This is a genomic window from Streptomyces albospinus (assembly GCF_014648695.1).
Classification (GTDB): domain Bacteria; phylum Actinomycetota; class Actinomycetes; order Streptomycetales; family Streptomycetaceae; genus Streptomyces; species Streptomyces albospinus.
On the sequence record NZ_BMRP01000025.1, the window covers coordinates 1 to 13,745 of the forward strand.

The following is a 13,745-nucleotide window of genomic DNA, read 5'->3' on the forward strand; positions in this document are numbered from 1 at the left end:
AGCAGCAGAAAAAGAAGTCACACAACAACTAACGATCAACTACTGGCGCAGGACACTAGCGGACCCTGTTCTCGTCAAGCGACGGCGAACGGGCACGGAGTGCTGAGGTGCAGATCTCGACCAAGCGTTTGAGGCAGCCCATCCCTCCGGTCGGAACCAGCTCCCGCAGTGGGAGTTGGCGACGCACCCCCTCGGTGTCGCCGGCCGGACGGGCATGGAGATCACGGCGTTACGGCGGAGCGGTGAAGCACTCGACTGCCCATCCGTCCGCAGCGGCCTCCTCAACTCGCCCTCCCCCGCAACCACCGGCAGCCCGGCAAGTGGACCTCGGCACCGGCGTGGATACGCCCTTCGTCCACGCCCTTCGTCATCGGCTACGTCGCCTCGCGGACCGCGCAGGCGTGTTCTTCACGTTCCGTAGGTCTGATGAGACATACGTTAAGGGCCCTGGCGTGTGCTGAACACCGGCGAGTCGCCCACGCGACTTCGAGGGACGACCCGCCCCGAACCGCTCCATCCATTACGGGGAGCTGTCGAGCCGACGGAGGACTGACTAGATGGACCGCGGCAACGGTGCCATGCACACCGTCACCCTGAGCGGTGTCCCCGAAATGCTGATGTGGAATCTGTATCAGCGGGCATGGGAGGCACGCCGACCCCGGCCGGTGCTCCACGACCCCAAAGCCACGGAACTGGTCGACACACTCGACTACCCCTTCGAAAAGCACTTCGGGCGCCCCATCGGTCTCGTCGCCCAAGGCCACGCCCTGCGCGTCCGTACCTTCGACACCGCAGTACGGGACTTCCTCACCACCCACCCCGACGGCACCATCGTTCACCTGGCCGAGGGGTTGGAAACCCAATTCTGGCGCTGCGACAACGGCCGAGCCCGATGGCTCGGCGTCGAACTGCCCGAAACCGCCGCGCTGCGCCGGTCCTTGCTGCCGGATGGCGACCGCCGGCGCACCCTCGCGTGTTCGGCACTCGACCTGTCCTGGCGCGACGAGGTCGACAGCTCGCGTGGTGTGCTCATCACTGCGCAGGGTCTGCTGATGTACCTGCGCCCCCACCAGGTACGTGACCTGATCGCCGGCTGCGCCGAAGCCTTTCCCGGCGGCTCCCTCGTCTTCGACACCGTGCCACGCTGGTTCAGCGCCCGTTCGCTGACCGGCGCCGTGCGTACCTCACGAGGATTTCCGTCACCGCCCATGCCATGGGGACTCAACCGCAGCGAACTGCCACGCGTCCGCACCGCCCATCCGGCCATTACGTCGGTCCGTCAACTCCTGCCGCCCTCAGGGCGAGGCCTGTACCACGGCACGGTGGCTCCCCTCCTCACGCATATCGGTGTCCGTAACGCGCTGGTACTGGTCACGGCAGTAGCGCAATTCGCCCATCAATAGCCAGCGGCACATTCACACCGCTCGCCCCCCGAACCTGCACCCAGGCGCTCGGGAAATTTTCGCGACGAACGTCAGGCACCTTGGTCGGCCCATGTGGCATTCGCGAGAGTGCCCCCCCACAGCGTCAATGTGCAATTCACTGACGGCGTCGGCAGTGAAGCCGACGGCTGCGGCCCCGCCCGGAAGAGGAAAGGCCGTGTCGAGGTCCTGTGGATCGACCACGTTGATGGGGCCCAACAGGCCCACGGAAGAGGATACGGCCTGCTCCAAAGCGAGCAACGGGAGCGTCACATATTGAACGGGACGTCGTTGACCGATTGACACCCAGTCTCGGCTCGAAAGAGCTCGTACGGTCTTGCACAGCTCGTCGTGGTGCGGCGGTCGCGATGTCTCTTGCCGTCGAGTTGTAGGCGGTTGAACCGGTGGAGCTCATCGGCCGAGCGACCGGCTTCTGGAAGGAATGCTGTAGTGAACGTCTTGCTGGTGACCCATGGCTCGCGGGGTGATGTCCAGCCGTATCTGGCGCTGGCGTGCGGTGTGAAGGCAGCCGGGCACGAAGTGACACTGATCGGGCCGTCAGTCTTCGCGGAGTTGGCCGGCTCGGCTGGGGTGCCCTACGTTCCGATCGTCGATGGGCCCCTGGAGCTCCTGGCCGATCCTGTGGTTCGGAGAGCCAATGAGGATCGTCGCGGGCTACGAGGCATGGTGCGGGGAGTGCGGTGGTTCCATCGGAGCAGGCCGCACTACGTGAAGGTCCTCGAAGATCTGATTGCCAAGGTCAAAGGGCTGCCTCGCCCCGATGTCGTGGTGTTCGTGCCCTGGGTGCCGGCGCATCACCTTGCCGAGTGGCTGAAGGTGCCTGCTGTGCCGGTGTGCTTTCAGCCGGGTTGGGTGCCCACCCCCGACTTCGTCAATCCGTTGGTACCCAGGCGGCTGCCCACTTCACTGAGCCGGGCCTCCTATGCCTACGCCGAGTGGCCGGTTCGCCGTCTGTACGGCTCGGCAGTGGCGCGTCTGCGGCGCGAATCGCTGGGGCTGTCGGGGCGCGGGAGCAAGCTCAGTGTTCTGTCCCGGCCCGACGGAAAGCCGGCCACCGTGTTGCAGGCATTCGATCCCGGTGTGCTGCCCGGAACACCTCGGTATCCCCCCACCACGCACACCACGGGCTTTTGGCATCTGCCGGCGACCGGCGAGTGGCGCATGCCTGCGGACCTTCGCTCGTTTCTCGATGCGGGGAAACGGCCCGTGTACATCGGATTCGGCAGTATGGCCGGGAGCCGTTCTGCCGAGAAGAGCAGAGCCGTTCTCGCGGCCGTCCGTCAGGCCGGGGTGCGTGCTGTGATCGCCACCGGATGGGGTGGAGTGATGGCTCCCGACGACAAGCAGGGCCGAGGCGTCGACGACGTCTTCTTCGTGAACGAGATGCCGCATGAGCAGGTTTTTCCCCTCATGGCCGCGATCGTTCATCACGGTGGCGCCGGAACCACCGCATCGGCCCTGCGATCGGGCCGTCCGCAGGTCGTGTGCCCTTTCACTTTCGACCAGCCGTTCTGGGCTCGGCGGATGCACGCCCTCGGTCTGGCGCCGGCACCTCTGCCGCAGTACGACCTCACTGCGGGGCGTCTGGCCGAAGCACTGTCCCGCGTCGTGAGAGATCGCGAACTGGCCCAAGGCGCGGAGCAGTTCGGACTCCGCGCTGCCGCCCAGGACGGGGTGGGCAAGGCCGTCGAGGTGCTCGAAACCGTGGTGGAGTCCTATTAGTGCCGCATCAGACGACCGTTGACGTGCCGGGAACGTGATACGCCGCTCGGATGCTGGTCCGGGGACTCGTACCAACGGTTCGCTCACCCGGCGTCCCTCCGGTTCCCGAGCCGTGCGCGAGCGTCAGGAGGGGTCTTCGCCTTCCGGGCGTCGATCTTCGGTGGTTGTTCAGGTGCAGGCACGTCGAGGATCGGGCTGCTCACGGCGGCAGCACGGCTGCGGCTGTCACACCGCTTCAGTGGGGGCCGAACGTGAGGATGTCTCCGGGCTGGCAGTGGAGTTCGCGGCAGATCGCGCTCAGGGTGCTGAAGCGGATTGCCTTGGCACGGTCGTTCTTCAGGATCGACAGGTTCGCCACCGTCACGCCGACGCGTTCGGCGAGCTCGGCCAGGGTCATCTGGTGATCGGCCAGCAGCCGGTCGAGGTGGCAGTGGATCTCGTGTGGCTCCTCCGGCGGCATCAGACCAGGCCTTCCGTGTCCGCGCGCAGTCGTGCACCCTGGCGGAACGCTGCGGCGGCGGCTGCGCTCAGCACGGCCCCGAAGACTGCCGCGTTGTCGATGGCATAGGGCGTGTGGACGGCCTGCGCCACGGGCGTGCCATCGACCAGGAGGTTCGTCGTCAGGACGTCCAGGGCCGGAGGGAGCGTGCCGATCAGGAGGATGACCACGGCGATGACGAGCAGACGGCGCGCGTTCTTCAGTGCTTGGCCCGTCAACAACTCCTCGGTCCGAGCACGCAGTCACCGCACAGTGCTCCTGCCGCATCGGGTGCGGCGCGGTAGATCAAGCAACAACTGCGGCGCCGGAACGGTCCGTCGCCAGCCGTCCGGGTGTGGGTGTCACGGAGCGACTGGTGCTTGAGGAGCACTTCGGCGACCTCGTGTGCTCGTGGTCCCCAGGAGGGGGCGGAGGTGGTGATGGCCGTTGCTGCTCCGTTGATCGCGGAGGCGACGTTGCCCCACAGGATGCGGGGGGACACAGACAGCGGCTCAACTGCCCTGACAAGCTCCCGTATTGGTCCTTCGAGCAGATCGCCCGCCATCTGGCTGGTCGCTTCCAGGACCGTTCGACTGCCGGGTGTCAGTGCGTCTTGCGGAATCGACAGGGGGAACGCTCCGCCGAGCGAGGGCTGCCAGCGCACGCGAACAAGAGGGAGAGATGGCGGCAAGCTGTGCAGAGTTGCAGCCATGACTGGAGAGATGAGGCGCGCGACCAGTCCCAGGTGGGTCACGGAGGCTGCGACCCGTAGCTCGACCGCCTCGGGTGGCCGTCCACTGCCCGCGGCCAGGAACGCGCGGACGGACGTCACGCGGTCCAGCAGGACCTCGCGATCCTGCACCAGTTCGCTCATGGGCCGCCAGGGATCGGTGGCCGCCGATCCTTCGTCGTGGGTCTCGAAGGCGAAGAACGGGCCGAGGGCCGCGATCTGTTCCCGGATCGCGGCCCTCGGTTCTGTGTCTGTCATGCCACGCCGGCTGGTCGGGGCTGCGCGGACGCCGGATTCTTCGACGTCTGCCTGGCCGGGTTGAGCAGGCGCTCGGCCATGGGTCCGAAGACCAGGGCCAGGGTCGCCCACAGCAGGACCTGGGTGGCGACGGAGTAGAAGCGGAAGGAGAACAGCACGTCGGCCGGGAAGCCCGGGTAGACGATGGTGCCCTTGGGGTCGGTCAGGGGCAGTGGTGTCTCGGTGGCGTGGTGGCCGTACTCCTGCACGTTGACCGAGAGTTCGCCGAGTGAGGGCAGCAGGGCCATCACGATGCCGATCGCCACGACGTAGGCGGCACCGGCCAGCAGCGTGGCGTTCCAGTTCCCGAAGCGGGGCTGGAGCCGTTTGCCGAGCCAGACCGCCGCGATCAGGAAGACCACCGAGCAGACCACCATGGCCAGATACAGGTTGCCGCGGTCCTTGATGGTGTCGGGGTGGCCGATGGAGGGCGGGTTGGCCGGGTACTTCACGAACGGCACGAAGTAGATGCCGAGGAAGCCGCCGAGTGCCACCAGCAGGGCCAGGTTGCGGGCGCGCAGCTTGCCGACCCGGCCGAGGCAGACGGCGTAGGCGACGGCGAACAGGGCGCCCATGGCGATGCCGAAGAGGATCATGCCCACGCCGATGCCGACGTTGGCCTGGATGGTGCGGCTGAAGATGTCGGGGCCGGCCGCCTCGGGCGTTGTTCCGGCGGCCTTGTCCAGGGCTTCCTGGGCGGCGTCGCGCCCGCTTTCGTAGGTGATCGCCGCTGCGATCTGGGGCTCGGCGAAGATCCTCGCGAAGAGGAAGGCGAGCAGACCGGCGACTGCGCCGGCGATGCCGCCGCGCAGGATGAGTTTCTTCTCCATGTTCAGGTGTCCGGGCTCGCGACCATCAGTGGCAGGGGAAGCCGAGGAAGTGCCGGGCGTCGTGCACGAACTCGTGGACGTGCATGTCGTTGCCGAACACGGAGTAGGCGCCCTGGTCGACGCCGATGAAGTAGTAGACGGCCAGCGCGATCAACGCGGTGCCGACCAGCCAGAGCGCGGCCTTCGCGGCAGGCAGAACGACCGGGGTGGACAGGGAAGCGGGTGCGGACATGCTGCTCATGGGTGTGAGCCTCCTTCGGGGATCGTGCGTCCCTCAGCCAATGGGGCGTGTCATGACGGCCAAGTGTCTGACTTCAGGCCCCTGGAGAGGGGACTGTTCACAGTGGCGCGACCGTGCTGGACTCTCACCAGCTTCCTTATGCCGTCACTACACCAGGAGCGTACGGACACCCAACGTGGTCCGTCAATCACACAATTGCTCGATGTGGGCCAGCCCTCACCCCACCCCGACGTCGCCTGGCCGGCGAGTCCGTCAGGGGACGGGCCGTGTGTCGTCACGGATGGCGGCCAGCAGGCGACAGCCACGGCATGTGACGTCGGTGTGCGACACCGCCTGGTCCGCCTCGGGGCACGAATGCACCTCTGCCGAGGCCAGGACCAGCGCGGCATCGGCGAGGAGCACGTCCCGGCGGTCCAGTCGCTGACGCATCGCCCGCAGTCGTTTGTGCTGGGCGCCGACCTGCCTGCGGCTGGCTTCGAGCCGGTCGTACTCGTGCCGGGTGAGAACGACAACCTGCTCCCCGCCGGGGTCGATCCGCTGGAGCCGGCGGCTGTGGGACGACACCTGGTCCGGTCTTCCTCTGGCGCCCACCGGGAGAAGTCGGGTCGTCGCATGCGCACATCCGGCGGGGATGACAGACGGCTTACAGACTCTCTGTGGCGGCTCGTCCCCATGTCAACGCGCTTTCACGACAGTCGCAGTGGGGGGATCGGCTGCCGTGCTGCTCGTATCGGCGGCTCGATCCGGTACCCACGCCGCGTCCCCGCACTCCGAACAGAGACACGGCTGGAGACTGACGGAAACGCCGGCGGGCTGCGCGCCGGCAGTGACACATGGCGCCGCGGCCTCCGCCAGATCTGAGTCGCCCTGGGTCACTCGGTAGACATTTCGATCCCGCTCCACTGCGATGAGTGGCTTCGGAGGTGTCACGGTCCTGGCCGGTACGCGAGGAGTGCAGGGTGTCCGCCGGGGCCGTGCGGGACGGGGTAGTAGCTGAGGTGGGTGGTGGGGTCGACGGCGACCACATGAGCGTCGGCGGCGAGGTGGGCGCGGCCGGTGATGGTGAGGTGCCGGTCGTGGTTGTCGGCGGTGGTGACCCACCCGGACTCGGAGGCCACGAAGAGGTGCCCGGCGGCGGGGTCGTAGGCGAGTACGTCGGGATCGTCACCGACCTGGTCGGTTCCGGTGATGTGCCAGGTGGTCAGGTCGACGGTGAGCAGGCGGGCGTTGCCGTCGCAGGCGATGAAGGCCATCCGGTCGGTCGGGGCGAGGATCAGTCCGTGGTCGTGGTCGCAGCCGGGCAGGGGGAGGCGGCGGGTGATGCGGAGGGTGGTCGGGTCGATGACGGCGAGCTCGTTGCGGGTCTGGACGTCGACGAGCATCTGCCGGGTGGTGGGGTCGTAGGCGACGTTGCCGGCTTCGCCGCCCAGGGGGACGGTGCCGCGGGCCGCTCCGGTGGCGGCGTCGACGACGGTCTCCGAGCCGCCGGATTCGTTGGTGGTCCACACCGTGCCGTGCACGGGGTCGTAGGCCAGCCCGTCGGGGTAGTCGCCGGTGGGGCTGCGGTGCAGGACGGTGCCCGTGGCCTCGTCGATGGCGACCACCTGGTTGGCGTCGGTGGCGGTGGCGTACACCCGGTGCAGAGCGGGGACGACCAGCACGCCGTGGACGCCGGACAGGCCGTCGATGGTCCGTACGACGCGGCCCGCGTGCACGTCCACCTCGATGACCCGGCTCGCGCCGAGGTGGGCGATGAACAGCAGCCCGCGGTCGGGGTCGAGGCTCGCGTAGTCGAAGCGGGAGCTGTCCCCCGGCAGGGAGATCTCCTTCGCCGCATGGAGCGGCAGCGCCACCCTGGGCGGCCGGCTGCCGCCGCGGGTGAGCAGTACGCCGGCCACGACGGCAACGGCGGCGAGGACCAGGCCCACGATCAGGGCCAGCGGAGCGCGGAGGCTGAGACGACGGATCATGTGCGGGCTTTCCCGGGGGGGGAGGAGGAGAGGCGAGGGTGGCTTGCCGCTGCGTGTGGGGGCGGGCGGCGGGACGGCCGGGTCGTCGAGTACCGCGACGACGAGGGATACGGCGAGGGATACGCGGCCAGCAACGCCGACAGCGTCGCACCGCACGGCGACCGATCCGGCCTGTGCCGATCAGGGCGCGCCGGTCATGACGCGGGCGCCGGAGCGGTCGCGTCCAGGGCCGGGCGCAGTGCCTTGGCCAGGGTGACTCCGTCGGCGGTGGCCCAGAAGTGCAGGTAGAACAGGTGTGGGTGCTCGTCCAGGGAGTGGTTGTGGAGCTCGACGATGTCGATGTTGCCCTTGCGGAGCGCCTGGATGACCTTCTGTACCTCGGGGGCGGTCATGACGAAGTCGCCGTTGATGGCGGCCTTGTTGCCGCCGAGGGGCTGGAAGTTGATGCCGGTGGTCAGGCCGAGGGCGGGCGGGAGCACGTGCTCCCCGTCGTCGATGGTGTTCTTGCGGGCGACGGTGAACTTGTAGATGCCGCCGTCGGCAGTGCCCTTGCGGCCGAGTGCCTTGTCGATGCCGGCGGTGTCCAGGGCAATGGGCGGCTGGGTCGACGGGGGCGGCGAGGCGGGCGGGAGGGAGGTCGCGGCGAGGGCGGACTTGAGGCCCCTGGCGAGCTTCACCGGATCGCCCATGGCGTGGACGTGCGTCCACCAGATCGCCGGGGACTGCTGGAGCAGGTGCTTGTGCAGGGCGGTCTGCTCGATGCCGGCGGCCTGCAACGCATCGGTGGCCTTGGGCAGTTCGTCCTCGGTGACGACCAGATCGCCCATGAGCATGGTCGTGTGCCGGTACTTGGCGAACGTCGCGTAACCGCCCAGGGACAGGCCCGGCTTGACGGTGACGCCCTCGGTGGTGACCTTGAGGTCCTTGCGGGGCAGCGGGACGCGGTAGACGGTGCCCTTCATCAGCGTTCCGGTGCGGCCGAGGGCGTCGGCGACCGGCTTCCAGTCCGCCTCCTTGGTCTGCACTGGCTGCTGAGGGTGGGGGTTCCGGGAGGCGGCCTGCGCCGCGACCACGCTCGTACCGCCGGCGGCGTCGCTTCTCGTCTGGGTGCCGCAGCCGGTCAGCAGGCCGGCACCCGTCACCAGGAGGAGCGCGGCCGTGGTCCCTGCGGCCGGCTTGGTGAACGAACGGGGTGACATGACCGCTCCTCGTCGAGATCGTCGTCGAAGCCGAAGGTGTCTGTGTGGCCAGAGAAGCCGCCCCGGATGAAGCTGGCATGAAGATCGACCCGCTCGGGTGACGTCATGCCACCTTCATCAGCGGCGGGGATCCTGAAAGGCGCGACGATGTGCGCGGCAGCGGCGGACAAGGGATGGTGCGATGCGGATCCTGGTGGTCGAGGACGAGCCCAAGATGCGGGACCTGCTGCGCCGGGCCCTGACCGAGGAGGGCTATGCCGTCGATGTGGCCGCCGACGGCTCGCAGGCCCTCGCCCTCACCGATGTGGCCGGCTACGACGCGATGGTGCTGGACGTGATGCTGCCGGGCCTGGACGGCTTCGAGGTCTGCGCGACCCTCCGGCGACGCGGTATCTGGCTGCCCGTGCTGATGCTCACGGCGAAGGACGCGGTCGCCGACCGGGTGCACGGTCTGGACGGCGGTGCCGACGACTACCTCACCAAACCGTTCAGCCTGGACGAACTGATGGCCCGGCTGCGGGCCCTGATCCGCCGCGGCCCCGTCGAACGCCCCACCGTGCTGACGGCCGGCGACCTGTCACTGGACCCGGCCACCCGGACGGTGCGGCGCGGCAACGAGGAGATTCCGCTGACCGGCAAGGAGTACGCCCTCCTGGAGGCACTGATGCACCGGCCCGGCACGGTGCTGACCCGTGCCATGCTCGTCGAGCGCTGCTGGGACCTGGGCACCTGCCCCGGCTCCAACGTGGTCGACGCCCACATCAAGGCCCTGCGCGACAAGATCGACCGCCCCTACGGCACCCGGGCCGTCGAGACCGTACGCGGCGCCGGATACCGGATCCGCCGCGACGGCGGACGCACCCCCACCCGCACGTCATGAACCGCATCCCGCTCCGCATCCGCCTCACCGCGATCTTCGCCGCCGTGATGGCCCTGGTCCTGGCCGGCGCCGGCTACCTCACCCTCAGCCGCTTCCGCGAGTCCCAGAGCGAATACGGCCCTGTCACCGGCATCGCCCGCCAGGCCCAGCAGGAAGCCCTCGACGACCTGGTGCGCGAACTGCTCACCGCCCTGCCCCTCGTCTTCGTGCTCGCCACCATCGGCGCCTACCTGCTGGCCGCCGCGGCCCTCCGCCCCGTGGAACGCATGCGCACCCAAGCCGCCGCCGTCACCGAGGACACCCCCGGCTACCGCCTCGACGTACCGCCCAGCCGCGACGAGATCGCCCGCCTCGCCACCACCCTCAACGACATGCTCACCCGCCTCCAGACCGCCCTCGACCACGAACGGCTCTTCGTCGCCGACGCCAGCCACGAACTGCGCACCCCGCTCAGCCTGCTGCGCACCGAGATCGAACTCGCCCTACGCCACCCCCGCGACGCCGCCGAGCTGCGCGCCGCCCTCGTCTCCGCCCATGAGGAGACCGAACGGCTCGTCCAGCTCTCCGAGGACCTGCTGCTCCTGGCCCGCACCGATCGCTGCGACACCACGCCCGCCGGGTCGGCGGTGCCCGACCTGGCCCGGCTCCTGCACCGCGTGGCCGCCCGCCTGCGCAACGGCTCCCCCGCCACGGCCGTCACCGTCGGCTGCCCCGCCGAACTGACCGCCGCCGTCCCGCACGATCGCCTGGAACGAGCGGTGACGAACCTGATCCACAACGCGCAGCAGCACGGCCGCGGCCCCGTGGAAGTCACCGCTCGCCCCTACGAGAAGCCGGCCCACGAAATGGCGGCCCATGAGGGACAGGTCCGCGTCGAGGTCCGCGACCACGGCCCCGGCTTCCCGCCCGACTTCCTCCCGCACGCTTTCGACCGCTTCACCCAGGCCGACCGCTCCCGCGCCACCACCGGCACCGGCCTCGGACTGGCCATCACCGCCGCCATCGCCCGCGCCGCAGGCGGCGACTACGGCGCCTACAACCACCCCGACGGCGGCGCCGTCGTATGGATCACCCTCCCCGCCCTCCCTCATCCGCCCCGTGCCGCTTGATGCACCCCGCACTGGACGCAACCCTGGTTGCCTCCAGTGCGGGGTGACTGTGGGGAGGGCCGACACCCATCTGCCGTCGGTGTTCGACCTCGGCGGCCACTCCCTGTTCCGGACAAAGGCTCAGCAGACGACGGCAGCGACCATGTTCGCGTACCGGAGCAGCGATCGCCGCCCTCACCGCAGTCTCTCGTGGCGCACAGCCAGGTGGTCGGCCAGGCCGCCTGGCTGGCGCCTCGGGCCGGAGGTCGAGTGCGTTTGTTGCGCCACAACTCGTTCTCGCCTGCGCAGCCGGAATGCGGAAGGTTACGTCCGACGACGGCTGGCGCGTAGCGCGATCCGCGGCTTCAGCAGCGTTTCGGGACGGCGGTTGAGCGATAGCACGGCGAAAAACGCTTCGGATACCACTGGGTCGGTATTGGCCGCGGAGAGCACACGGGACATGTAGTCCTGCTGCATCTTGCCGAGCCGGCCCGGTTTCGGCCCGTCCGTGCCCGGATACCGCGAGTCCTCTCCCGTGGCGATCATCCAGGCGGCCTGTGGGCACTTCGCCACGGCTTTCTGCATCTCCCGCGCCCGAGCCGCGATTTCCACCGGCTCACGTGCCGAGATCTGGTCGGCGATCACCTGAGCTTGCAGCGACGCGACCGTCATGCCATGCCCATAGACCGGGTTGAACCGGCACAGCGCATCCCCGACCACGAGAAACCCGCGCGGCCACCGTTTCGCGCGCTCGAAGTGCGTCCACTCGTTCGCCGTCGCCCGGAAGGCGACCGCGTCCGACAGCGGCTCCGCGTCCGTGAGCGCCTCCGAGAGCTCGTCGGAACGCAAGGATGAGGCGAAGGCCAGCCAGTCCTTCTCCTCGATCGGCGGCTGATGTTCGCCTTGTCCAATGAGCGTGACCAACCATCGCCCGCCCTCGATCGGAACGATCACCCCGCCGCGCGGCAGGTCCGGGTTGCCCTGCACGTACATCGCCTTCCAGCCGCCCTCGGCGGCCGGGCGTCGGTAGTAGCGGGAGGAGTAGCCGAGATGCGCATCGAACCGGTCCGTGGTCGGCGTGGCATATCCGAGCCGGTGCAGCCAGTCCGCGGTGCGGGAACTGCGACCGGCGGCGACGACCACCAGCCCTGCATGCAGCGTGAACTCCTCTTCGTCCGTGCCTCGCTCACGCAGCCGTACGCCGGCCACCGCCCCCGCGTCCCGCGCCGGTACGAGTCCGGTCACCTCATGGCGGGCCATGATGGTGATCGTGGACCGGTCGGCGATCCTGCGTCGCAGAGTCGACTCCAGCAGCTCGCGTGAGGCGGACAGGTAGTGCGATCCCGGCACGCCGGTGAACCACTGCGCAGGAGAGAGCCAGCGCATCTGTTCAGGGGCCTCGATGACGACGGCACCGGCCGCTTCGAGGTCTGTGACGACACCTGGCAGCAGCGCATTCAGCGCCGCCACGCCGCGCGACCACAGCACGTGCACATGCCTCGACTGCGGTACCCCGGCCCGGAATGCGGCCTCCCCGTCGGTGAACTCGTCCCGCTCGATCACCGTTACGCGGTCGAAGCGCCTCGCCAGCGCATGAGCGGCGAGCAATCCGGAAACCCCGGCTCCCACCACCACCGCATTGCCCATTGCATCGGCCGTCAATGCACACCCCTCCTCTGTTGATCGCGTTCCGCATCCTCCCGCACACCGTGAGTGAGCGCCAGGGCGCACTCGCCAGCGCTCAATGCGCCTCGCCGCGCGTGGGATCCACGACGTCCCGCACTGACAGAACGCGACCGTTGCGAGCCGCATCACGGATCTCCACGTTCAGCGCGCATTCTCCGCTGACGCTGCGCAGGGAGTGGTGGAACTACCACGGCATCCGGGGCCGATCCGCCTCACTGCGTTGGCCGTTGCTGCCCAGCGGACCCAGTCGTCCGGCCCTTGAGGTGACGCAGGCACCAGGATCTTGATGGAGTGACGGCATGACGACCCTGCCGCACCGCGTCCTCCGGGCTCTCGACCGGTTCAATGCCGCGCACCCTTGGGACCACAACGCCCACTACCATCCCTGGCTCCTGCGACAGCTCCCCCGACGCTTCGACAGTGCCCTGGACGTCGGCTCCGGCAGTGGCGACCTGGCCAGGCTCCTGGCCGAGCGCGCCGGCACGGTGCACGGCATCGACTCCGACCCGAGGATCACCGCCCAGGCACAAGAACTGACCCCTCCGGCAACTCCCGTCACCTTCACGACCGCAGACGCGCTGACCGAGATCCCCTCGGACTCCTACGACGTCATCACGTGCGTCGCTGCGATCCATCATCTGCCGTTCACCGATGCGCTCAACGTCTTCCGCAAGCACCTGGCGCCCGGCGGAACCCTCGTGATTCTCGGGCTGTCGCGCCCGACGACGCCAGGCGACCATCTGCTTGGAGCCATGGCCAGTCCACTCAACGCCACCTTGGGCTGGCTCAAGAACAGGGGCCGCGCAGCACCCCGTCCGCTGTCGATGACGGCCATGACCCGACCAGCGGACATGGCCTTCCCCGACATCGTCCGAGAGACCCAGGCAGTCCTGCCCGGCGCACGACTGCGCCGTCGGCTGTTCTGGCGCTACACACTGGTATGGCATCGCCGTTGAGCGGCCTCTCCGTCTCACGTCATCCCGGCTTCACGGGCTCGTGCGCACGGGCACGGTTCTCACCACGTGCCGCCAACTCCGCCATTTCATGGGTATGGAGAGGGCGTTCGCGGGATCCGCCAGGGCTTGTTCCACTAGGGCGGTCACGACCGGGGCCGGCCACGGGTCGTGATGTCGTCTTTCAGTTGGAGTTGGCCGCCTCAGTCCTTGGTCGGCCCGCGGCTTC

General features: G+C 68.8%; 14 protein-coding genes and 1 riboswitch. Of the genes, 5 read left to right on the forward strand and 9 right to left on the reverse strand.

The window, feature by feature from the left end:
- Positions 1-557 precede the first annotated feature (557 nt).
- Positions 558-1,403: a class I SAM-dependent methyltransferase gene (locus IEZ17_RS27905; RefSeq protein WP_229852716.1), complete on the forward strand. Its 846-nt coding sequence runs from the start codon at positions 558-560 to the stop codon at positions 1,401-1,403.
- A gap of 468 nt (positions 1,404-1,871) precedes the next feature.
- Entirely contained in the window at positions 1,872-3,164 is a 1,293-nt protein-coding gene (locus IEZ17_RS27910; protein ID WP_189304839.1) for a glycosyltransferase, read from the forward strand.
- A gap of 235 nt (positions 3,165-3,399) precedes the next feature.
- Here the strand turns inward: IEZ17_RS27910 and IEZ17_RS27915 are convergent, their stop codons facing one another.
- The 8 genes from IEZ17_RS27915 to IEZ17_RS27950 all read right to left on the reverse strand — a co-directional run bounded on the left by IEZ17_RS27915 (position 3,400) and on the right by IEZ17_RS27950 (position 8,909).
- The gene (locus IEZ17_RS27915) at positions 3,400-3,624 is read right to left on the reverse strand and encodes a helix-turn-helix domain-containing protein (protein WP_189304841.1); all 225 of its coding nucleotides are present in this window, start codon (positions 3,622-3,624) and stop codon (positions 3,400-3,402) included.
- The gene (locus tag IEZ17_RS27920; protein WP_189304843.1) at positions 3,624-3,881 is read right to left on the reverse strand and encodes a hypothetical protein; all 258 of its coding nucleotides are present in this window, start codon (positions 3,879-3,881) and stop codon (positions 3,624-3,626) included. Before IEZ17_RS27920 ends, IEZ17_RS27915 begins: the two co-directional genes overlap by 1 nt.
- Positions 3,878-4,630 carry a (2Fe-2S)-binding protein gene (locus IEZ17_RS27925; protein WP_189304845.1) on the reverse strand — a complete coding sequence of 251 codons (753 nt, stop codon included), beginning with the start codon at positions 4,628-4,630 and terminating at the stop codon, positions 3,878-3,880. Before IEZ17_RS27925 ends, IEZ17_RS27920 begins: the two co-directional genes overlap by 4 nt.
- Positions 4,627-5,499 (reverse strand): CbtA family protein, encoded by an 873-nt coding sequence (locus IEZ17_RS27930; protein ID WP_189304847.1) that lies wholly within the window; start codon positions 5,497-5,499, stop codon positions 4,627-4,629. The genes IEZ17_RS27925 and IEZ17_RS27930 overlap by 4 nt, the downstream gene beginning before the upstream one ends.
- 25 nt (positions 5,500-5,524) lie before the next feature.
- Positions 5,525-5,740 carry a CbtB domain-containing protein gene (locus IEZ17_RS27935; RefSeq protein ID WP_229852717.1) on the reverse strand — a complete coding sequence of 72 codons (216 nt, stop codon included), beginning with the start codon at positions 5,738-5,740 and terminating at the stop codon, positions 5,525-5,527.
- A 41-nt stretch (positions 5,741-5,781) separates the two neighbouring features.
- Positions 5,782-5,929, reverse strand: a riboswitch (cobalamin riboswitch).
- 63 nt (positions 5,930-5,992) lie between these two features.
- Positions 5,993-6,304 (reverse strand): hypothetical protein, encoded by a 312-nt coding sequence (locus IEZ17_RS27940; protein ID WP_189304849.1) that lies wholly within the window; start codon positions 6,302-6,304, stop codon positions 5,993-5,995.
- Between the two features lie 362 nt (positions 6,305-6,666).
- Positions 6,667-7,710: a YncE family protein gene (locus IEZ17_RS27945; protein ID WP_229852718.1), complete on the reverse strand. Its 1,044-nt coding sequence runs from the start codon at positions 7,708-7,710 to the stop codon at positions 6,667-6,669.
- A 194-nt stretch (positions 7,711-7,904) separates the two neighbouring features.
- The gene (locus IEZ17_RS27950; RefSeq protein ID WP_189304851.1) at positions 7,905-8,909 is read right to left on the reverse strand and encodes a DUF1259 domain-containing protein; all 1,005 of its coding nucleotides are present in this window, start codon (positions 8,907-8,909) and stop codon (positions 7,905-7,907) included.
- A gap of 181 nt (positions 8,910-9,090) precedes the next feature.
- Between IEZ17_RS27950 and IEZ17_RS27955 the strand changes: the two genes are divergently transcribed.
- Positions 9,091-9,789 (forward strand): response regulator transcription factor, encoded by a 699-nt coding sequence (locus tag IEZ17_RS27955; RefSeq protein ID WP_189304853.1) that lies wholly within the window; start codon positions 9,091-9,093, stop codon positions 9,787-9,789.
- Positions 9,786-10,898 (forward strand): sensor histidine kinase, encoded by a 1,113-nt coding sequence (locus IEZ17_RS44245; RefSeq protein ID WP_189304855.1) that lies wholly within the window; start codon positions 9,786-9,788, stop codon positions 10,896-10,898. Before IEZ17_RS27955 ends, IEZ17_RS44245 begins: the two co-directional genes overlap by 4 nt.
- A gap of 303 nt (positions 10,899-11,201) precedes the next feature.
- Here the strand turns inward: IEZ17_RS44245 and IEZ17_RS27965 are convergent, their stop codons facing one another.
- On the reverse strand, positions 11,202-12,539 hold the full coding sequence (locus IEZ17_RS27965) for an FAD-dependent oxidoreductase (RefSeq protein ID WP_189304857.1): 1,338 nt from the start codon (positions 12,537-12,539) through the stop codon (positions 11,202-11,204).
- Between the two features lie 323 nt (positions 12,540-12,862).
- Here IEZ17_RS27965 and IEZ17_RS27970 point away from each other — a divergent pair, with 323 nt between their 5' ends.
- Complete coding sequence (locus tag IEZ17_RS27970; protein WP_189304859.1) at positions 12,863-13,519, forward strand: class I SAM-dependent methyltransferase; 657 nt, start codon at positions 12,863-12,865, stop codon at positions 13,517-13,519.
- Positions 13,520-13,745 lie beyond the last annotated feature (226 nt).

What these genes read in the sequence shown, in the direction of transcription:
- IEZ17_RS27950 (WP_189304851.1), bottom strand. Translation starts at nt 8,909, where the DNA reads ATGTCACCCCGTTCGTTCACCAAGCCGGCCGCAGGGACCACGGCCGCG.
- IEZ17_RS27925 (WP_189304845.1), bottom strand. Translation starts at nt 4,630, where the DNA reads ATGACAGACACAGAACCGAGGGCCGCGATCCGGGAACAGATCGCGGCC.
- IEZ17_RS44245 (WP_189304855.1), top strand. Translation starts at nt 9,786, where the DNA reads ATGAACCGCATCCCGCTCCGCATCCGCCTCACCGCGATCTTCGCCGCC.
- IEZ17_RS27915 (WP_189304841.1), bottom strand. Translation starts at nt 3,624, where the DNA reads ATGCCGCCGGAGGAGCCACACGAGATCCACTGCCACCTCGACCGGCTG.
- IEZ17_RS27945 (WP_229852718.1), bottom strand. Translation starts at nt 7,710, where the DNA reads ATGATCCGTCGTCTCAGCCTCCGCGCTCCGCTGGCCCTGATCGTGGGC.
- IEZ17_RS27935 (WP_229852717.1), bottom strand. Translation starts at nt 5,740, where the DNA reads ATGAGCAGCATGTCCGCACCCGCTTCCCTGTCCACCCCGGTCGTTCTG.
- IEZ17_RS27930 (WP_189304847.1), bottom strand. Translation starts at nt 5,499, where the DNA reads ATGGAGAAGAAACTCATCCTGCGCGGCGGCATCGCCGGCGCAGTCGCC.
- IEZ17_RS27955 (WP_189304853.1), top strand. Translation starts at nt 9,091, where the DNA reads ATGCGGATCCTGGTGGTCGAGGACGAGCCCAAGATGCGGGACCTGCTG.
- IEZ17_RS27970 (WP_189304859.1), top strand. Translation starts at nt 12,863, where the DNA reads ATGACGACCCTGCCGCACCGCGTCCTCCGGGCTCTCGACCGGTTCAAT.
- IEZ17_RS27905 (WP_229852716.1), top strand. Translation starts at nt 558, where the DNA reads ATGGACCGCGGCAACGGTGCCATGCACACCGTCACCCTGAGCGGTGTC.